This window comes from Streptomyces sp. rh34, assembly GCF_002551245.1.
In the GTDB taxonomy this organism is placed as follows: Bacteria; Actinomycetota; Actinomycetes; order Streptomycetales; family Streptomycetaceae; genus Streptomyces.
Genome location: NZ_NTGZ01000179.1, coordinates 1 through 15,537, shown reverse-complemented (window position 1 = coordinate 15,537; position 15,537 = coordinate 1). Strand labels below are relative to the sequence as shown.

16 protein-coding genes and 1 pseudogene are annotated in these 15,537 nt (G+C 72.0%); 7 read left to right on the top strand and 10 right to left on the bottom strand.

Going from position 1 to position 15,537, the window contains the following annotated elements; genetic code table 11:
• Positions 1 to 63 precede the first annotated feature (63 nt).
• Positions 64 to 921: an alpha/beta fold hydrolase gene (locus tag CR470_RS26745; protein WP_097870090.1), complete on the top strand. Its 858-nt coding sequence runs from the start codon at positions 64 to 66 to the stop codon at positions 919 to 921.
• Positions 922 to 991: 70 nt separating this feature from the next.
• On the opposite strand, the gene CR470_RS26740 is transcribed toward CR470_RS26745, so the two are convergent.
• A complete protein-coding gene (locus tag CR470_RS26740) occupies positions 992 to 1,903 on the bottom strand; it encodes an NYN domain-containing protein (protein ID WP_097870089.1) in 912 nt (303 codons plus the stop codon).
• 207 nt (positions 1,904 to 2,110) lie between these two features.
• Here CR470_RS26740 and CR470_RS39755 point away from each other — a divergent pair, with 207 nt between their 5' ends.
• Positions 2,111 to 2,263, top strand: a complete 153-nt coding sequence (locus CR470_RS39755) for a hypothetical protein (RefSeq protein ID WP_097870088.1) — start codon at positions 2,111 to 2,113, stop codon at positions 2,261 to 2,263.
• A gap of 117 nt (positions 2,264 to 2,380) precedes the next feature.
• Here CR470_RS39755 and CR470_RS26730 read toward each other — a convergent pair whose 3' ends face one another.
• The 4 genes from CR470_RS26730 to CR470_RS26715 all read right to left on the bottom strand — a co-directional run bounded on the left by CR470_RS26730 (position 2,381) and on the right by CR470_RS26715 (position 5,569).
• Positions 2,381 to 2,986 carry a MarC family protein gene (locus tag CR470_RS26730; protein ID WP_097870087.1) on the bottom strand — a complete coding sequence of 202 codons (606 nt, stop codon included), beginning with the start codon at positions 2,984 to 2,986 and terminating at the stop codon, positions 2,381 to 2,383.
• A 204-nt stretch (positions 2,987 to 3,190) separates the two neighbouring features.
• The gene (locus CR470_RS26725) at positions 3,191 to 4,057 is read right to left on the bottom strand and encodes a PHP domain-containing protein (protein WP_097870086.1); all 867 of its coding nucleotides are present in this window, start codon (positions 4,055 to 4,057) and stop codon (positions 3,191 to 3,193) included.
• Between the two features lie 174 nt (positions 4,058 to 4,231).
• The gene (locus tag CR470_RS26720) at positions 4,232 to 4,909 is read right to left on the bottom strand and encodes a DUF6758 family protein (protein ID WP_097870085.1); all 678 of its coding nucleotides are present in this window, start codon (positions 4,907 to 4,909) and stop codon (positions 4,232 to 4,234) included.
• Positions 4,910 to 4,981: 72 nt separating this feature from the next.
• Entirely contained in the window at positions 4,982 to 5,569 is a 588-nt protein-coding gene (locus CR470_RS26715; protein WP_097870084.1) for a suppressor of fused domain protein, read from the bottom strand.
• Positions 5,570 to 6,014: 445 nt separating this feature from the next.
• On the opposite strand from CR470_RS26715, the gene CR470_RS26705 reads away from it, so the two are divergent.
• Positions 6,015 to 7,142: a magnesium and cobalt transport protein CorA gene (locus CR470_RS26705; protein WP_097870083.1), complete on the top strand. Its 1,128-nt coding sequence runs from the start codon at positions 6,015 to 6,017 to the stop codon at positions 7,140 to 7,142.
• Between the two features lie 36 nt (positions 7,143 to 7,178).
• On the top strand, positions 7,179 to 7,715 hold the full coding sequence (locus CR470_RS26700) for a hypothetical protein (RefSeq protein ID WP_097870082.1): 537 nt from the start codon (positions 7,179 to 7,181) through the stop codon (positions 7,713 to 7,715).
• Between the two features lie 10 nt (positions 7,716 to 7,725).
• Here the strand turns inward: CR470_RS26700 and CR470_RS26695 are convergent, their stop codons facing one another.
• Complete coding sequence (locus tag CR470_RS26695; RefSeq protein WP_097870081.1) at positions 7,726 to 8,496, bottom strand: hypothetical protein; 771 nt, start codon at positions 8,494 to 8,496, stop codon at positions 7,726 to 7,728.
• Positions 8,497 to 8,741: 245 nt separating this feature from the next.
• Here CR470_RS26695 and CR470_RS26690 point away from each other — a divergent pair, with 245 nt between their 5' ends.
• From CR470_RS26690 to CR470_RS26680, 3 genes are read left to right on the top strand one after another with little or no spacing between them, the layout of a single operon-like run.
• Complete coding sequence (locus CR470_RS26690; protein WP_097870080.1) at positions 8,742 to 10,028, top strand: magnesium transporter MgtE N-terminal domain-containing protein; 1,287 nt, start codon at positions 8,742 to 8,744, stop codon at positions 10,026 to 10,028.
• A complete protein-coding gene (locus tag CR470_RS26685; RefSeq protein ID WP_097870079.1) occupies positions 10,018 to 10,578 on the top strand; it encodes a DUF1003 domain-containing protein in 561 nt (186 codons plus the stop codon). The genes CR470_RS26690 and CR470_RS26685 overlap by 11 nt, the downstream gene beginning before the upstream one ends.
• 43 nt (positions 10,579 to 10,621) lie before the next feature.
• Entirely contained in the window at positions 10,622 to 11,755 is a 1,134-nt protein-coding gene (locus tag CR470_RS26680) for an Mrp/NBP35 family ATP-binding protein (protein ID WP_097870078.1), read from the top strand.
• Positions 11,756 to 11,843: 88 nt separating this feature from the next.
• On the opposite strand, the gene CR470_RS26675 is transcribed toward CR470_RS26680, so the two are convergent.
• The 4 genes and pseudogenes from CR470_RS26675 to CR470_RS40100 all read right to left on the bottom strand — a co-directional run.
• Positions 11,844 to 12,503, bottom strand: a complete 660-nt coding sequence (locus CR470_RS26675; RefSeq protein ID WP_097870077.1) for a hypothetical protein — start codon at positions 12,501 to 12,503, stop codon at positions 11,844 to 11,846.
• Between the two features lie 125 nt (positions 12,504 to 12,628).
• A complete protein-coding gene (locus tag CR470_RS26670; protein ID WP_097870076.1) occupies positions 12,629 to 13,129 on the bottom strand; it encodes a sec-independent translocase in 501 nt (166 codons plus the stop codon).
• 119 nt (positions 13,130 to 13,248) lie between these two features.
• Positions 13,249 to 15,078: a trypsin-like peptidase domain-containing protein gene (locus CR470_RS26665; protein ID WP_097870075.1), complete on the bottom strand. Its 1,830-nt coding sequence runs from the start codon at positions 15,076 to 15,078 to the stop codon at positions 13,249 to 13,251.
• A gap of 89 nt (positions 15,079 to 15,167) precedes the next feature.
• Positions 15,168 to 15,537, bottom strand: a pseudogene (locus tag CR470_RS40100) (zf-HC2 domain containing protein); the annotation flags it as partial.

The window sequence follows — 15,537 nt, the reverse complement described above, 5'->3', positions numbered from 1 at the left end:
AGAGACAGCCGGATGGGCCGCCCGGTGAGGCGGGTACGGGTGCGGCGGGGATAGCCTCGCCGTATGAGCCGCCCGCCCACCTTCACCCCGCCGCCCTGTGCCCGCGCCCGTGTCCTGGAGACCGAGCGCGGCGACTTCGCCGTCCTGGACGCCGCACCGCGTACCCCCGCACGGTCCACCGCCCTGCTGCTGCCCGGATACACCGGCAGCAAGGAGGACTTCATCGCGCTGCTGGAACCGTTGTGCGCGGCGGGCTACCGGGTGGTCGCCGTGGACGGCCGGGGGCAGTACGAATCCCAGGGGACGGACCGTCAGGAGAGTTACGCCCAGGGCGAGTTGGCACGTGATGTGCTGGCCCAGGCGGCAGCCCTGGGTGCCGGGGACGGCAGGCTGCATCTGCTCGGGCACTCGCTCGGCGGTCAGATCGCCCGCGCGGCCGTCCTGCTGGACGCCGCCCCGTTCCGCTCGCTGACACTGATGTCCTCGGGCCCGGCGGAGGTCGTCGCGGCCCAGCGGGACAAGGTGAAGATGCTGAGCGACGCGCTGGCTGTGCTGTCCATGGACGAGGTGTGGCAGGCGATGCGGGCGCTGGATCCCCCGCAGGACGCGGACACCGGCGACGGGGCGGACATGCGCCACCGCTGGCTCGCCCACCGCCCGGCCCAGTTGATCGCCACCGGGGCCCAGCTGGCCGCCGAACCGGACCGGGTGGACGAGCTGGCGGCCGTCGGCCTGCCCGTCCACGTCCTGTCCGGGGAGCGCGACGACGTCTGGCCGGTGGAGCTGTTCGACTCCATGGCGCGGCGTCTCGGCGCCCGCCGCACCACGATCGCCGGCGCCGAGCACTCCCCCAACACCGCCCGCCCGCAGGAGACCGCGAAAGCCCTGGCCGCGTTCTGGGACGGCCTGACGGCCGCCTGAGCCGCCGCTCGCACCCGCGACGCGTCCCACCGGCCGGCCGTCCGGCGCGCCGCCCCCGGCCCCGCTTCCGTCAGTACTGCGACTGCAGGTGCTGCCAGAAGCCGTCGCGGAGCGCCCGTCGCAGGTGCGCGTGGCCGCGCAGCGAGTGCTGGAGCAGGCGTTCCGCCTCCACCAGCAGGTCCTGGTCGACGGAGCCCGGCAGATAGGGGTGGCCGGGCAGCAGGTCGGCGAGGGATTCCCGGCCCCGGGCGGCGAGCCAGGCGGCCGCGATCTGCGCGCCGACGAAGCGGACGTCCTCCCGGGAGGGGGCCGGGCTGTCGTCCTCGTACGTGGTGACGGGCCGCCGCGTGACGTAGGGGCGGCAGAAGTCGAGCTCGAAGGTGCGCTGACTGTCGACCTCCCACAGCAGCGGTTCGGCCTGGTTGCGCCCTTCGGCGGCCTCGATGCCCCAGAGGTGCACGCGCGCCCCGTAGCCCTGGGCCGCCTCGACCGCCGAGACCAGGTCCTCGTCGCCGCCGACGAGCGCCGCGTCGCTGATGGCGCGGTGCCGGGCGAGGGATTCGAGGTCGGTGCGGATGAGCGAGTCGACGCCCTTCTGCTGGTTGTTGGCGTTGAGGTTGCCGAGCCGCACCTTGACGTCGGGGAGTTCGGCGATGGCCTGCTGCTCGGTGGTGTGGATGCGGCGGCGGGCCCCGTCGTACCAGTAGACGCGCAGCAGCCGGCTGTCCGCGAAGATGGTGCGGGCCTTGTCGATGAAGGCCTCGATCAGCCCTTCGGCGTCGAGGTCGAAGGAGCGCCGGTCCTCGGTGCCGGTGACGAGCAGCCCGGCCGCGGCGTACACATAGCCGGCGTCCACGAAGATGGCGTGCGTCGACGGGGTCTTGGAGACCTCGATGAGCATGCGCTGGAGCAGCTCGTTGGTGCGGTCCAGGCGGGCGCCGAGGTCGGCTCCGCCGAGGGACTGCGCGTCCGCCTCGTTCATGCGGACCTCATGGTCTGTGGTGGCGTGACTACCGACGGGTACTTAGACATCCAAAAAATTTCCTTAGCGTAGGGAATGTTTGCAGCGGACAAGCCGTTGTAACCCACGTGGAACGCGAGGGAAGCCTCGCGTTCCTAGTCTTGCCGGTGGGACGCCCCACCGGCGCCAGTAGTTCTCCAGCAGGAGGATCGGACGAAGGGAAGCCCTATGCGCTTCGAGATCATGCGACTCGACGACGTCGACGGTACCGCCGTGGACAGCACCGTCGTGGACGCCGCCTCCGTCAACCGGATCGTGCAGCAGGCCGCAGCGACGGGCCAGCGCCTCTACATCCGGCCGGCCGACAGCTCGGCTTCGTAACGCTCATGGGCTCATGACGCCTGACGAGGCCCCGCGCCTCATCGCATTGCGCCGCTAAAGACGAAGCGCCCCCGCACGGAACGTCCGTGCGGGGGCGCTGTGGTGCGTGGGGAAGGGTCAGGAGTTCTGGATGACCTGGGTGACGCCGTTGATGATCTGCTGGACGGCGATGGCGGAGAGCATCATGCCGGCGAGCCGGGTCACCAGCACCACGCCGCCGTCCTTGATCACGCGGATGATGACCAGCGAATAGCGCATGGTCAGCCAGAGCACCACGTGCATGGCGACGATCGCGGACCACACCGAGAGCTGGCCGCCCATGCCGTCGGCGTGCTGCACCGCGAGGATGACCGAGACGATCGCGCCGGGCCCGGCCAGCAGCGGCATGCCCAGCGGTACGAGCGCCACGTTGACGTCCTTGGTCTGCGTCGGCTCGTCCGTCTTGCCGGTCAGCAGGTCGAGCGCGATGAGCAGCAGCAGGAGGCCGCCCGCGATCATCAGCGCGGGCACGGAGACATGCAGATAGTCGAGGATCTGCTGACCGAGCAGGCCGAAGACGGCGATCACGCCGAACGCGACCATGACCGCCTGGAGCGCCATCTTGCGCTGGACCTTGGCGGGGCGGCCCGCGGTGAGGGCGAGGAAGATCGGCGTGATCCCGGGTGGGTCCATGATCACAAATAGGGTGAGAAAAAGGGATCCGAAGACAGCGACGTCGAACACAGTGAGCCTTGCGAGAGAAGAGCGGGCGGTACGGAGGGGGCGCGGGATCCGGGCGGCGGCCGTCGCCGTGCCGGGCACGCGGCGGTACGCACAGGGGCGCGCGGGGAGTGGAGAAGTGGTGCGGTGCGGGAGGGCGGGGCCCAGGAGCTGTCCGGCCGTGATCCGCCGGACGCCGCGAGCCCGACCTGAGCCGAAAGAAAGGCCCTAGCGGTGGCCGGCTCCGCCGGCGCCCGGCACCGGGAAGGCTCCCGTGGCGCGCCGGGTGATCTCACCGTAGATCTCGGGGTCGGTGGTGAACGCGCCGAGCTCGACGGGTTTCCGGCTGCCGTGGTAGTCGCTGGAGCCGGTCGTGAGCAGACCCAGTTCGCGGGCGAGGCCGCGGAGCCGGGCCCGGGTGGGCGCGTCGTGGTCCATGTGGTCGACCTCGACACCGTCGAGACCGGCGTCGGCGAGCGCGGCGATCGTGGACTCGGGGACCACCTCGCCGCGTTTCACGGCGGCCGGGTGGGCGAAGACGGTGACCCCGCCCGCCGCCTTCACGAGGCGGACCGCCTCGAAGGGGTCGAACTCGTGCTTCTCGGCGTACGCCCGGCCGCCGGTACCCAGCCAGTCGGGCGTGAACGCGTCGGAGACGGTGGGCACGACGCCGAGTTCGACGAGGGCGGCGGCGACGTGCGGGCGGCCGACCGAACCGTCCCCGGCGATCCGGGCGACCTGCTCCCAGGTGATGGGGACATCGAGGGCGCGCAGCTTGCGGACCATCTCCTGGGCGCGCGGCACCCGGTCGTCGCGTACGAGCTCCCGGGCGCGCTCCAGCTCGGCGTCGGCCGGGTCGAAGAGGTAGGCCAGCATGTGCATGCCCACGCCGTCGATGCGGCAGGAGAGTTCGGCGCCGGTGACGAGGGTGAGCCCCTCGGGCAGCGCGTCGATGGCCTGCTTGTGGCCGCCCACGGTGTCGTGATCGGTGAGCGCGACGACGTCCAGGCCCGCGGCGGCTGCGTTCGCGACCAGCTCGGCGGGGGTGTCCGTGCCGTCCGACGCGGTGGAGTGGGTGTGCAGGTCGATGCGCACGACGCTTGACTCCAGGGCTCGCGGGCGGACGGGGGACCGCTCAAGGATAACCGCCGCGCGCCGGCCGTCCGGCCGCGCACGGACCTGCTCGTGGTCGCGCACGGACCTGCTCCCGTACCCGCGCTCACTTCTCGGTCGCGGGGCCGGGCGTCGCGGGGCCGGGCGCGTACGCCGCTACCGCTCGCCCGTCGCCTGCCGCGGCGGCGCCTCGGGAGGGGCCAGAAGGCGGGGGGTGAGCGCGCCGCAGGGGAGGAGGTCCACCTCTCCCCCGGCGTCCCGCAGGTCGGTGAGCACCAGCTCGTCGTACATCAGCAGCCCCGACTGCTCGGGCCACAGGATCGCCCAGAGCCACAGTCCCCGTGCCTCGCCCGCGAAGACGGCGCGGTCCTCCGGGGCGTTCCTGACGTGCCAGAGGGGGGTGGGGCGGCCGGCGGCGTGGACCTTGGCGTCGGGAGCGGAGTCGACGTCCAGGTGGTGGCCGGGGTCCGGGCCCTCGATCCCGGCGTACCGGGCGCCGAGCCCGACGCCGAGCTCCTCGGCGACCAGCAGCAGCTCGCCCATCCCGCCCAGCGGTCCGGGCCCGGAGCAGGCCACGGCGCTCGCGCGTCCGCCGCTGCGGTCGTCGCCCGCGCTGGCGACCCCGGTGAACAGCCACCCCACGGGGAGCGGCCAGGGCATCCAGACGGGGACCTGGGCGCGGTGCACCACGACGCCGAGGCCTTCGACGCTCGGCGGGATGACCGGCTGCATCGGGTGGACCTGGCCGTGCACGGAGCACTGCCAGGCGTCGGCGAAGAGGCCGGGCGCCCTGACCCGGCCACCGCACTTCGGGCAACTGGGTTCGCCCCTCATAGGGACCAACCGTCCTCCCTGCCGGTCCCCGCGTCAAGGACGATCACCCGTCCGGCGCGCGGCCCCACGTTTTCACTGGTCCAGGACGACGGACGTGCGCAGCGGGTCGCGCAGGTCCGTACCGTGCGTCAGCCACCGCTCCTGGAGCTCCTGCGCGCCGCGCACCCGCTTCCAGGCGGCCTCGTTGTGCGTCATCGGCAGCAGCGGCAGGAAGCGCACCGGGTCCATCGGCTCGTCCAGTTCCAGGTCCTCCACAAGACCGCCGGACTCCGCGACCAGCACCGAGGTGAACGGCGCCCCGGTCCACAGCGGCTCGCCCAGGTCCAGGGAGGCGCCGGCGGCCACGATCACCCCCTCGACCTGCGGGGAGGCTGCCAGCACGGCGAGTGGACGCAGCACCTGGTCGGTGTCGGCGAGTCCGCCCCGTACGGACAGGATCAGCTCGGCGCGGGGGCCCTTCACCGGGTCGGCGAGCGGGGCGGTGGGGTCGGCCATCGGCTGCGCGGACATGCCGAGCGTCGCGTAGCGCACCACGTCGCCGTCGAGGAAGCGCAGCACCTCGATGCGGTCGGTGCCCAGGAACGTCACATCGGCGCGGGCGTCCGGATCCCCGAGGGCGGAACGGAGCCGGGCCTCGACCAGAGCGAGAATTTCTGCCATCCAGCGAGCATAGATCGCGTAGGGAACGGGCAAAGTACGGGATTGGGCCCTGGGCGGCTGATAGCCTGGCCGCCGGTCGGGACAGCACGCAGAAGCGTCGCTCTTCTTCGTCCCGACGACACGTCGTCCCCCACGGGGGACCGGCCGGAGGAGGTGGGGACTGCCATGGATCCAAGTCGACCGTGCAGTACCAACCGCTCTTCCGCGCCTCGCATTTCCCGTTGATCCGACGCCTCGTCGGTCGCCCGGTGCCGACATCGCCGTCGTATCCGGATGACTCCTCGGCAGTGGTTCGCGCAACGGAAGAGCCCTTCGTTTTTGCCTGTCTGTAGCGAACGCCGTCATCGCGCCCGCGCGGTGCCGCCCGCTTTGCGGACGTGAGCGCACGTCCCCATTCCGGGCTGTTCCACGCCCTCGCCGACGGCCCTCCGTGAAGGAGCCAGCCATGTCGATGATCCGTGACCTGCGCGCCGCCGTGCGCCCGTCCCTGCGCCCGTCCCTCCGTAAGAACAGCGCCCCGTACAACGCGTACGACCCCACCCGCGACCCGTCCGCCTCCAGCGCAGTCGTCGACTGCGCCGTCTACCGCGACGGCCGCCGGCTGATGACGCCCGCGAACCCGACACCCCACGGGGCGATGCTCCAGGTGCGGGAGGAGGGCGGCTTCGCGTGGATCGGCCTGCACGAGCCGACCGAGGCCGAATTCGCGGGCATCGCCCGGGAGTTCGGGCTGCACCCGCTGGCCGTCGAGGACGCCGTCCACGCCCACCAGCGGCCCAAGCTGGAGCGCTACGACGACACGCTGTTCACCGTCTTCAAGACGATCCACTACGTGGAGCACGCCGAGCTGACCGCGACCAGCGAGGTCGTGGAGACCGGTGAGGTGATGTGCTTCACCGGCCGGGACTTCGTCATCACCGTCCGGCACGGCGGCCAGGGCTCCCTGCGCGCGCTGCGCCACCGCCTCCAGGACGATCCGGAGCTGCTCGCCAAGGGCCCCTCCGCCGTCCTGCACGCCATCGCCGACCATGTGGTCGACGGGTACATCGCGGTGGCCGAGGCGGTGCAGGACGATATCGACGAGGTGGAGATCGATGTCTTCTCCACTCCGGCCAAGGGCAGCCCGCGCGGTTCGGACGCGGGCCGGATCTACCAGCTCAAGCGCGAGGTGCTGGAGTTCAAGCGGGCCGTCTCGCCGCTGCTGCGTCCCATGCAGCTGCTGAGTGAGCGCCCGATGCGGCTGATCGACCCCGACATCCAGAAGTATTTCCGCGACGTCGCCGACCACCTCGCCCGGGTCCAGGAGGAGGTCCTCGGCTTCGACGAACTGCTGAACTCGATCCTCCAGGCGAATCTGGCGCAGGCGACCGTCACGCAGAACGAGGACATGCGCAAGATCACCTCCTGGGCGGCGATCATCGCCGTGCCGACGATGATCTGCGGTGTCTACGGCATGAACTTCGACCACATGCCCGAGCTGGAGTGGAAGTACGGCTATCCGCTGGTGCTCGGCGTCATCGGGGTGGTCTGTTTCTCCATCCACCGCATCCTCAAGCGCAACGGCTGGCTCTGAACACTGCGGGGGCGGGCCCTGAGTAAGCTCGCGCCCATGACTGACGCCGCCGCGCCCGATGCCGCCGCCGACCTGCTGGAGAGGGCCCTCGTCGAGGAGGCCACGAAGAAGTCCGGTCTCGTCTGGGTGCGGGGCGACGGGCCGGCCCGCGCCGTCTGGCACGTCTGGCACGACGGCGCGGCGCACCTGGTCGGCGGCGGGCCCGGTGAGCAGCCGCTGCCCGAGGGCCTGGCCGACGGCGGCCGCGCCGAGGTGACCGTACGCAGCAAGGACAAGGGCGGCCGGATCGTCGCCTGGGGTGCGGCGGTACGTTTCCTGCCGCCGCGCTCCGAGGAGTGGGAGGCGGCGGTCGCCGAGCTGAAGGGCAAGCGGCTGAACGCGCCGGACGCCGAGTCGATGACGGAACGGTGGGCGCGCGAGTGCACCGTGGTGCGGCTGACGCCCGACACCGTCAGCACCTCGCTGCCGGACACCTCGCTGGCGGCCGTTCCGCTGCCGACCGGGGCCACCACCCGGCAGCCGGCTCCGGCGGCGCTCCCCCGGCTGCTGCTGAAGCGTCGCGGGAAGCGCTGAGCCAGGGCTGTCAGCCGGAGGACTTGGGGAGCTGGCCGCCGTAGTCGACGGTGTCGTCCTCCTGGGGCGCCTCCAGGGGGAAGGCCTGCCCCCAGTCGGCCAGCGTGACCGTGCCCCCGCCGCCGCCCCGCGCCACCCGGACCGGATACGGCTGGTCCTCCAGCGAGACGTCGAACGCCCCGCCCTCGCCCTTGCCGCCCAGGATCTGGATGGTGCGCTGCCCGGCGACCGTGTCCCGGCCGCCCTTGCTGACCTTTCCGTTCAGCGCGAGCAGCCCGTCGAGCAGGATCTTCTTGTCGGTGAATCCGCGCAACTGGCGGTAGCTGGGGTCGCCCTCGGGGACCTTCACGTACTTGCCGCCCAGTTTGTCGGCGGCCGCCACGTCGGAGGACCCGCCCTCGCCGCCGCCGCTCTCCTCGTGGGTCCAGAACTCGGCGGGCGCCTTCAGGTAGAGCTCGTCGTCGACCCGCAGCAGGGCGAAGCTCTGCTTCTTGGAGGTCACCGAGCCCATGCCGCCCTCCGCGTTGAGCTTCATCTCCAGCCGGTAGGTGCCGCCCTTGCTGACGAGGGTGCCCGTCAGGCGTACGGCACTCGCCGCTTCGGCCGCCGCTCTGGCCTTCTCGTCGATCTCGGCGGCGGAGAGTTTGGCGACGCCGTTGGTCCCCTTGTCCGGGTCCTCCTCCGTGCCGCAGGCGGCCAGGGCCGCGGTGAGCCCTCCGCACAGCACGAGAGCGAGGGCGGTCCGGCGATGGTTCCGCACGGCCGGGGCGAAGGAGGTCACGGGCGCACTGCCTCTCGACGGCGATCAGGGGTGGCAGACGGCAGCGTACCCGGGCGGCGCGCACCGTCCGGCAGCCAGCCGTACGGACGGGTCCTCCGGGGCGCGGTGCGGCGGTACGGGCTAGCCTGATCCCGGTGAACCGGCGAGATCCGCTGGTCGGCGGCGTCGGGCCGGGACCGTCGGGCGCGGGCGGTCACGAGGAACGTGACGACACGGCGGACACGGACGGATGAGGGAGGCCGAGGATGGCGGCAGTCACCCCCAGGGTCTTCGTCTCGCACCTGTCCGGCGTACCCGTCTTCGACCCGAACGGGGACCAGGTCGGCCGGGTCCGTGACCTGGTGGCGATGCTGCGGGTCGGCGGACGCCCGCCGCGCATTCTGGGCCTGGTGGTCGAGGTGATCAGCCGCCGGCGGATCTTCCTGCCGATGACCCGGGTGACGGGCGTCGAGTCCGGCCAGGTCATCACCACGGGCGTCGTCAACATGCGGCGCTTCGAACAGCGGCCCACCGAACGTCTCGTCCTCGGCGAGTTCCTGGACCGGCGGGTGCGGCTGGTGGATGGCCATGGCCAGGACGGTGAGGAGGTCACCGTCCTGGACGTGGCCATCCAGCAGCTTCCGGCCCGCCGCGACTGGGAGATCGACAAGTGCTTCGTCCGCAAGGGGCGCGGCGGGGCGCTGCGCCGCAAGGGCGAGACCCTGACGGTGGAGTGGTCGGCGGTCACCGGTTTCTCGCTGGAGGAGCACGGCCAGGGTGCGGAGAGTCTGGTCGCCACGTTCGAGCGGCTGCGGCCCACCGATGTGGCGAACGCCCTGCACCACCTCTCGCCGAAACGCCGGGCGGAGGTGGCCGCCGCCCTGGACGACGACCGGCTCGCCGACGTCCTGGAGGAGCTGCCCGAGGACGACCAGGTGGAGATCATCGGCAAGCTCGCCGAGGAGCGGGCCGCCGACGTCCTGGAGGCGATGGACCCCGACGACGCGGCCGACCTGCTCTCCGAGCTGCCGGAGGAGGACAAGGAACGGCTGCTGGCGCTGATGCGGCCGGACGACGCCGCCGATGTCCGCCGTCTGCTGTCGTACGAGGAGCGGACGGCGGGCGGTCTGATGACGACCGAGCCGATCGTGCTGCTGCCCGATGCCACGGTGGCCGACGCGCTGGCCCGGGTGCGGCAGGCGGACCTGTCTCCGGCGCTCGCCGCGCAGGTGTACGTGTGCCGCTCGCCCGACGACACCCCGACCGGGAAGTACCTGGGCACGGTGCACTTCCAGCGGCTGCTGCGCGATCCGCCGTTCACCCTGGTCAGCTCGATCGTCGACAGCGACCTGGTGCCGCTGTCGCCGGACACCCCGCTGCCGACGGTGACCAGTTATCTGGCCGCGTACAACATGGTCTCGGTGCCCGTCGTGGACGAGAGCGGTTCGCTGCTGGGCGCGGTGACCGTGGACGACGTCCTGGACCACCTGCTGCCGGACGACTGGCGCGAGACGGATCTGCACGGGGAGGAGGGGATCGGTCATGGCGGGTGAGGAGCGGGCGAAGGCGGCGTCGACCGGTTCCTCGGGCCTGGTGCGGCCCCCGCGCACCCGGCTGGACCAGCCGAAGGACCCGCGCCGGCGGCTGCTGCCGGAGTACGACCCGGAGGCGTTCGGCCGGTTCTCGGAGCGGATCGCGCGCTTTCTGGGGACCGGGCGGTTCATCGTCTGGATGACGCTGATCATCATCATCTGGGTGCTGTGGAACATCTTCGCGCCCAAGGAACTGCGCTTCGACCCGTACCCGTTCATCTTCCTGACGCTGATGCTGTCGCTCCAGGCCTCGTACGCAGCGCCGCTGATCCTCCTCGCGCAGAACCGGCAGGACGACCGCGACCGGGTCACGCACGAGCAGGACCGCAAGCAGAACGAGCGCTCCATCGCCGACACCGAATACCTGACGCGGGAGATCGCGGCCCTGCGTATGGGCCTGGGAGAGGTCGCCACCCGGGACTGGATCCGCTCGGAACTCCAGGACATGGTGAGGGACATGGAGGACCGGCAGGTGCTGTTCCCGGCCGAGAGTGACGAAGGCGACCGCTGAAGAGCTACCCGCCCGTAGCACTCCGCGCCGTAACATCGTCCGTATGGCTACGGAAGACGCGGTGCTTGAGGCACTGGCGACAGTGAACGACCCGGAGATCCACCGCCCGATCACCGAGCTGGGCATGGTGAAATCGGTCGAGATCGATCCTGACGGTGTAGTGGCTGTCACGGTGTATCTCACGGTTTCCGGCTGTCCGATGCGCGAAACGATCACCCGGAACGTGACCGAGGCGGTCGCCCGGGTCGAGGGCGTCTCGCGGGTCGAGGTGACCCTCGACGTCATGAGCGACGAACAGCGCAAGGAGCTGGCGAGCTCGCTGCGCGGCGGCACCGCCGAGCGGGAGGTGCCCTTCGCCCAGCCCGGCTCGCTGACCCGGGTGTACGCGGTCGCCTCCGGCAAGGGCGGTGTGGGCAAGTCCTCGGTGACGGTGAACCTCGCCGCGGCGATGGCGGCCGACGGGCTGAAGGTCGGCGTCGTGGACGCGGACATCTACGGGCACAGCGTGCCCCGGATGCTCGGTGCGGACGGCAAGCCCACCCAGGTCGAGAACATGATCATGCCGCCGTCCGCGCACGGCGTGAAGGTCATCTCCATCGGCATGTTCACCCCGGGTAACACGCCCGTGGTCTGGCGCGGTCCGATGCTGCACCGGGCGCTCCAGCAGTTCCTCGCCGATGTGTACTGGGGCGACCTGGACGTCCTGCTGCTGGACCTGCCGCCGGGCACCGGCGACATCGCGATCTCGGTGGCGCAGCTCGTGCCGAACGCGGAGATCCTGGTGGTCACGACCCCGCAGCAGGCGGCGGCCGAGGTGGCCGAGCGGGCCGGCTCGATCGCCGTGCAGACCCACCAGAAGATCGTCGGCGTGGTGGAGAACATGTCGGGCATGCCGTGCCCGCACTGCGACGAGATGGTCGACGTGTTCGGCTCGGGCGGCGGCGCACGGGTCGCCGAGGGGCTGACCCGCACGGTCGGCGCCGAGGTGCCGGTGCTCGGCTCGATCCCGATCGACGTACGGCTGCGCGAGGGCGGCGACGAGGGCAAGCCGGTCGTCCTGTCCGACCCCGACTCCCCGGCCGGCAGCGCGCTGCGGTCGATCGCGGAGAAGCTGGGCGGCCGTCAGCGCGGCCTGTCGGGCATGTCACTGGGGATCACCCCGCGCAACAAGTTCTGACGCCCGTCGGGGGCGGCACGGGGCGGGCCGGTGGTCATCCGGCCCGCCCTGTCGCGTCGCTGCGTGAACGTCCCGCCCTGTCGCGTCGCTACGCGTACGTCTCGATGTCCTTGATGGCCGCGAAGCCGAGACCGTACGCGCTCATCCCCCGCCCGTACGCCCCGATGTGCACGCCCTCGTGGGCGGACCCGGCGAGGATCCAGCCGAACTCGGACTCGCGGTAGTGGAACTCCACCGGCACGCCGTCCACCGGGAGGGAGAGCGTCGACCAAGGCGCGCTGCCGAGGTCGTCGGCGAGGGTGAACGCCGTCTCGGTCTGCTGGTCCAGCCAGTCGTCGCGCAGGGTGTGGTCCATCTGCGGCGGCCAGGTGTACGCCAGCAGGCCGGAGCCCGCGAGCCAGGCCGCCGATGACACCGTGGTGGCGTCCAGCACGCCCGTACCGTCACCGCTGCGTCTCACCGGGCTCGCGGCCACGGTGATCACCGCCGCGAACCGCTCCTTGTCGGAGGAGCCGTCCGACTTCACCGAGGGCTCGTCACCGTGCCCCGTCGCGCCGTGCTGCACCGTGCCGTCCGCCGCGGTGCCGACCTGCATCAGCCAGCGCGGGCCGGTGAAGGCCTCGTCCAGCCCGTACCAGGGGAAGGGCGCTTCCCGGTAACCGTCGACGGTTCGCCGCTTCGCCGGCACCTCCCCCGCCGTGGCCGTGCCCGGGACACCGTCCGTATCAATCCGACTCGTCGTCTCCATCTGCGCGGCCGCCTCCTCGATCAGTCATGATCCGGAGCGGCCCGCCCCCCGCGGGCTTGGGCATCCTCGCAACCGGACAGATGGAGAATAGCCATACCGTCCGGGCGAGTCGGGATTGACCGGGGTCAGGTGGCGTCCGCGTCGAACGGCGGGCGCTCGGGCCGGTCCTGCTGCGGGGTCTTCTTGAGCAGGTCAGGAGCGGTGTCGCCGGTCTTGGTGAGGCTGGTCGTCGCGCCGTCCGCCGACGCGCCCGCCGAGCCGTTCGCCGCACTGGTGGCGGTATCGGACGCGGCCGGGGTGCGCCCGTTGACCGCGTCGGTGACGTCGGCCAGGTCCTTGCGCAGGTCGAAGCTCTCGCGGATCTCCTTCAGCCCCAAGTCGTCGTTGCCGTCCATCAGCTGCTTGCGGACGAACGTCTTGGGGTTGAGGTCCTCGAACTCGAAGTCCTTGAACTGCGGGCCCAGCTCCGAGCGGATGTCTTCCTTGGCACTGTCCGAGAACTCGCGGATCTTACGGATGGTGCGCGTGACGTCCTGGATCAGCTTGGGCAGCTTGTCGGGGCCGAAGACCAGCACGGCCAGCACCCCGAGCGTCAACAGCTCCAGTGCGCCTATGTCATTGAACACCTTGTTGCTCCTCGTGTTCTCCGCGTCTTCTCCGTGCGATCGCGGCCCGGGTCTCCCAGCTGCCCGGACCGCTCAAAGGTACCTGTCGAAGGTGTCCGGGCGGTACCTCGCGGTGGCCGTCACGTGCCGCTCGCCGAGCCGAGCGTCAGGGTCACCGTCCGCTCCTCGCCGCCGCGGGTCAGCTTGAGGTCGAGCTCGTCGCCGGGGCGGTGGGCCCGGATCTTCACGATCAGCTCCTCGCCGCTGTGCACCCGCTGGCCCTCGACCTGCGTGATGATGTCGCCGGACTCGATGCCCGCCTCGGCCGCGGGTCCGTCCTTCGCGACGGCGGGCGCGCCGTCGGCGCCCTTCGTGCCGACCTTGGCCCCGTCGCCGGTGTACTTCATGTCCAGCGTGACGCCGATGACCGGGTGGGTGGCCTTGCCAGTGCTGATCAGCTCCTCGGCGACGCGCTTGCCCTGGTTGATGGGTATCGCGAAGCCGAGGCCGATGGAGCCGGACTGGCCGCCCGCCTCGGGGCCCCGGGCGCTGTCGGCCGCGCGGATGGCGCTGTTGATGCCGATGACGTGGGCCTGGGTGTCGACCAGCGGTCCGCCGGAGTTGCCCGGGTTGATCGGGGCGTCGGTCTGGAGGGCGTCGACGTAGCTGATGTCGCTGCCGTCGCCCTTCTCGCCGCCCGCGGTGATCGGCCGCTGCTTGGCGCTGATGATGCCCGAGGTCACCGTGTTGGACAGGTCGAAGGGGGCGCCGATGGCCACCACCGGGTCGCCGACCCGGACGTTGTCGGAGTTGCCCAGGGGCAGGGGCTTGAGCCCGGAGACCCCGCGGACCTTGACGACCGCGAGGTCGTAGCCGCTGTCCTTGCCGACGAGCTCGGCGGACGCCGTCTCGCCGCTGCTGAACGTCACGGTGATGTCCCCGCTCGCCCCGGCCGGGGCGACGACGTGGTTGTTGGTGAGGATGTGGCCCCGGCCGTCGAGGACGAAGCCGGTGCCCGTGCCGGACTCGGCGGTGCCGCTGACGTGCAGGGTGACCACGCTGGGCAGGGCGCTGGCGGCGATGCCCGCGACGCTGTCGGGGGCCCGGTCGCCGGTGTCGCGGCCCGCCTGTGGCAGCTCGACGGTGGTCAGGCCGCCGTTGCGCTCGATGTACGCGCCGACGCCGCCGCCGATGCCGCTGGCGACCAGGGTGAGCAGGAGAACCCCCATGAACGCCCCGCCCCGGCGCTTCTTCCCGCGGCCGGGCTCGGCGCCATCGGGAGGTCCCGGCCGGGTCAGCGGCTGTCCCGGAGCACCCCATGGGTCGTACTGGAGCCACTGCGTGTGCTGCTGTGCGTGCGGTTGCGGCGCGGGGTGCGGTGCGGGGTGCTGTGTCTGATGCTCGGGGGCTCCCTGCGGCGGCTGCGGTGCGTGGGCCGGGTGGGCCCCGGGGGCCGTCGTGTGCTGGTCAGGCGCCTGGGGCTGTGCGTGGGGCCCCGGGGGCGTGAAGCCGTCGGCGGGCGCGGGGGCCGGGATTCCGGCGCCGTTCGTCCCTGCGTACGGCGGGGGCGGGGCTCCGGCCCCCGGCGGTACGACGGTGCCGTGGGCCGGGGTGGGCCGCTGCACGGGCGGGGCCGGCGCCCAGGGGCCGGGGCCGCCGTAGGGCGGGGTGCTGTACTCGTCGGGCTCGTGGAGCGGGGGCCCGGACGGGCGCGGGCGCGGAACCTCCTGGCCGCCGTGCTCCTCCGGCCGCCCCGAGGGGTCGGAGGGCGGAGCCGGAACCAAGGTCGTGCCCGGGGCCACGTCCTGCGCCTGGGCCACGTCCTGGGCCGGGACTGCCGGCTCGCGGTCCTCGGCCGACGGAGCGTCCGCCGGGGCCGGCCCGCTGTCCGGCTCCGTACGGTCGGCACGCCCCGCCATGGGGCGGCTCCACCACTTCGCCTGCGGCCCGGTGGGCTTCCCGTCGTCCATGCTCTCCCCGCAACTGGCCTCTGTACGCCCCACCGAGGCGTCCCTCACCGGAATTCAACCAGGTTTGCGAATCCCCGCGCAGGGTCCGGTCAGGGCCGGGGGGAAAGCGGGCTCGCCAGGTCGTTGGCGGGCGAGCCCGGAGACGGCCCCGGAGAAGCCGAGGAAGGGACCGTCTTCGGCCCGGCGCCACCGCCGAGCGCCGCCGCCAGCAGCGGGGTGCCGGACATCGTCGGGCGTATCAGCGGCGACACGGACACGTTCAGCACGGGGAGCGTGAAGGGGTGCCCGCTCGATGCCGGGACGCCGGACAGCGGCGGAGCGGTCGGCGGCCCCTGCCGGTTCACCGGAGGGGTGGCGACCGGAACCACCGGTGTCACACCGCTGAGCGACGGCGCACGGTTCGTCCCGGCGGGGGCCGTGCCGGACGCGGGCCGCTCGGCCGCCCGGCCGTCGCCGGTC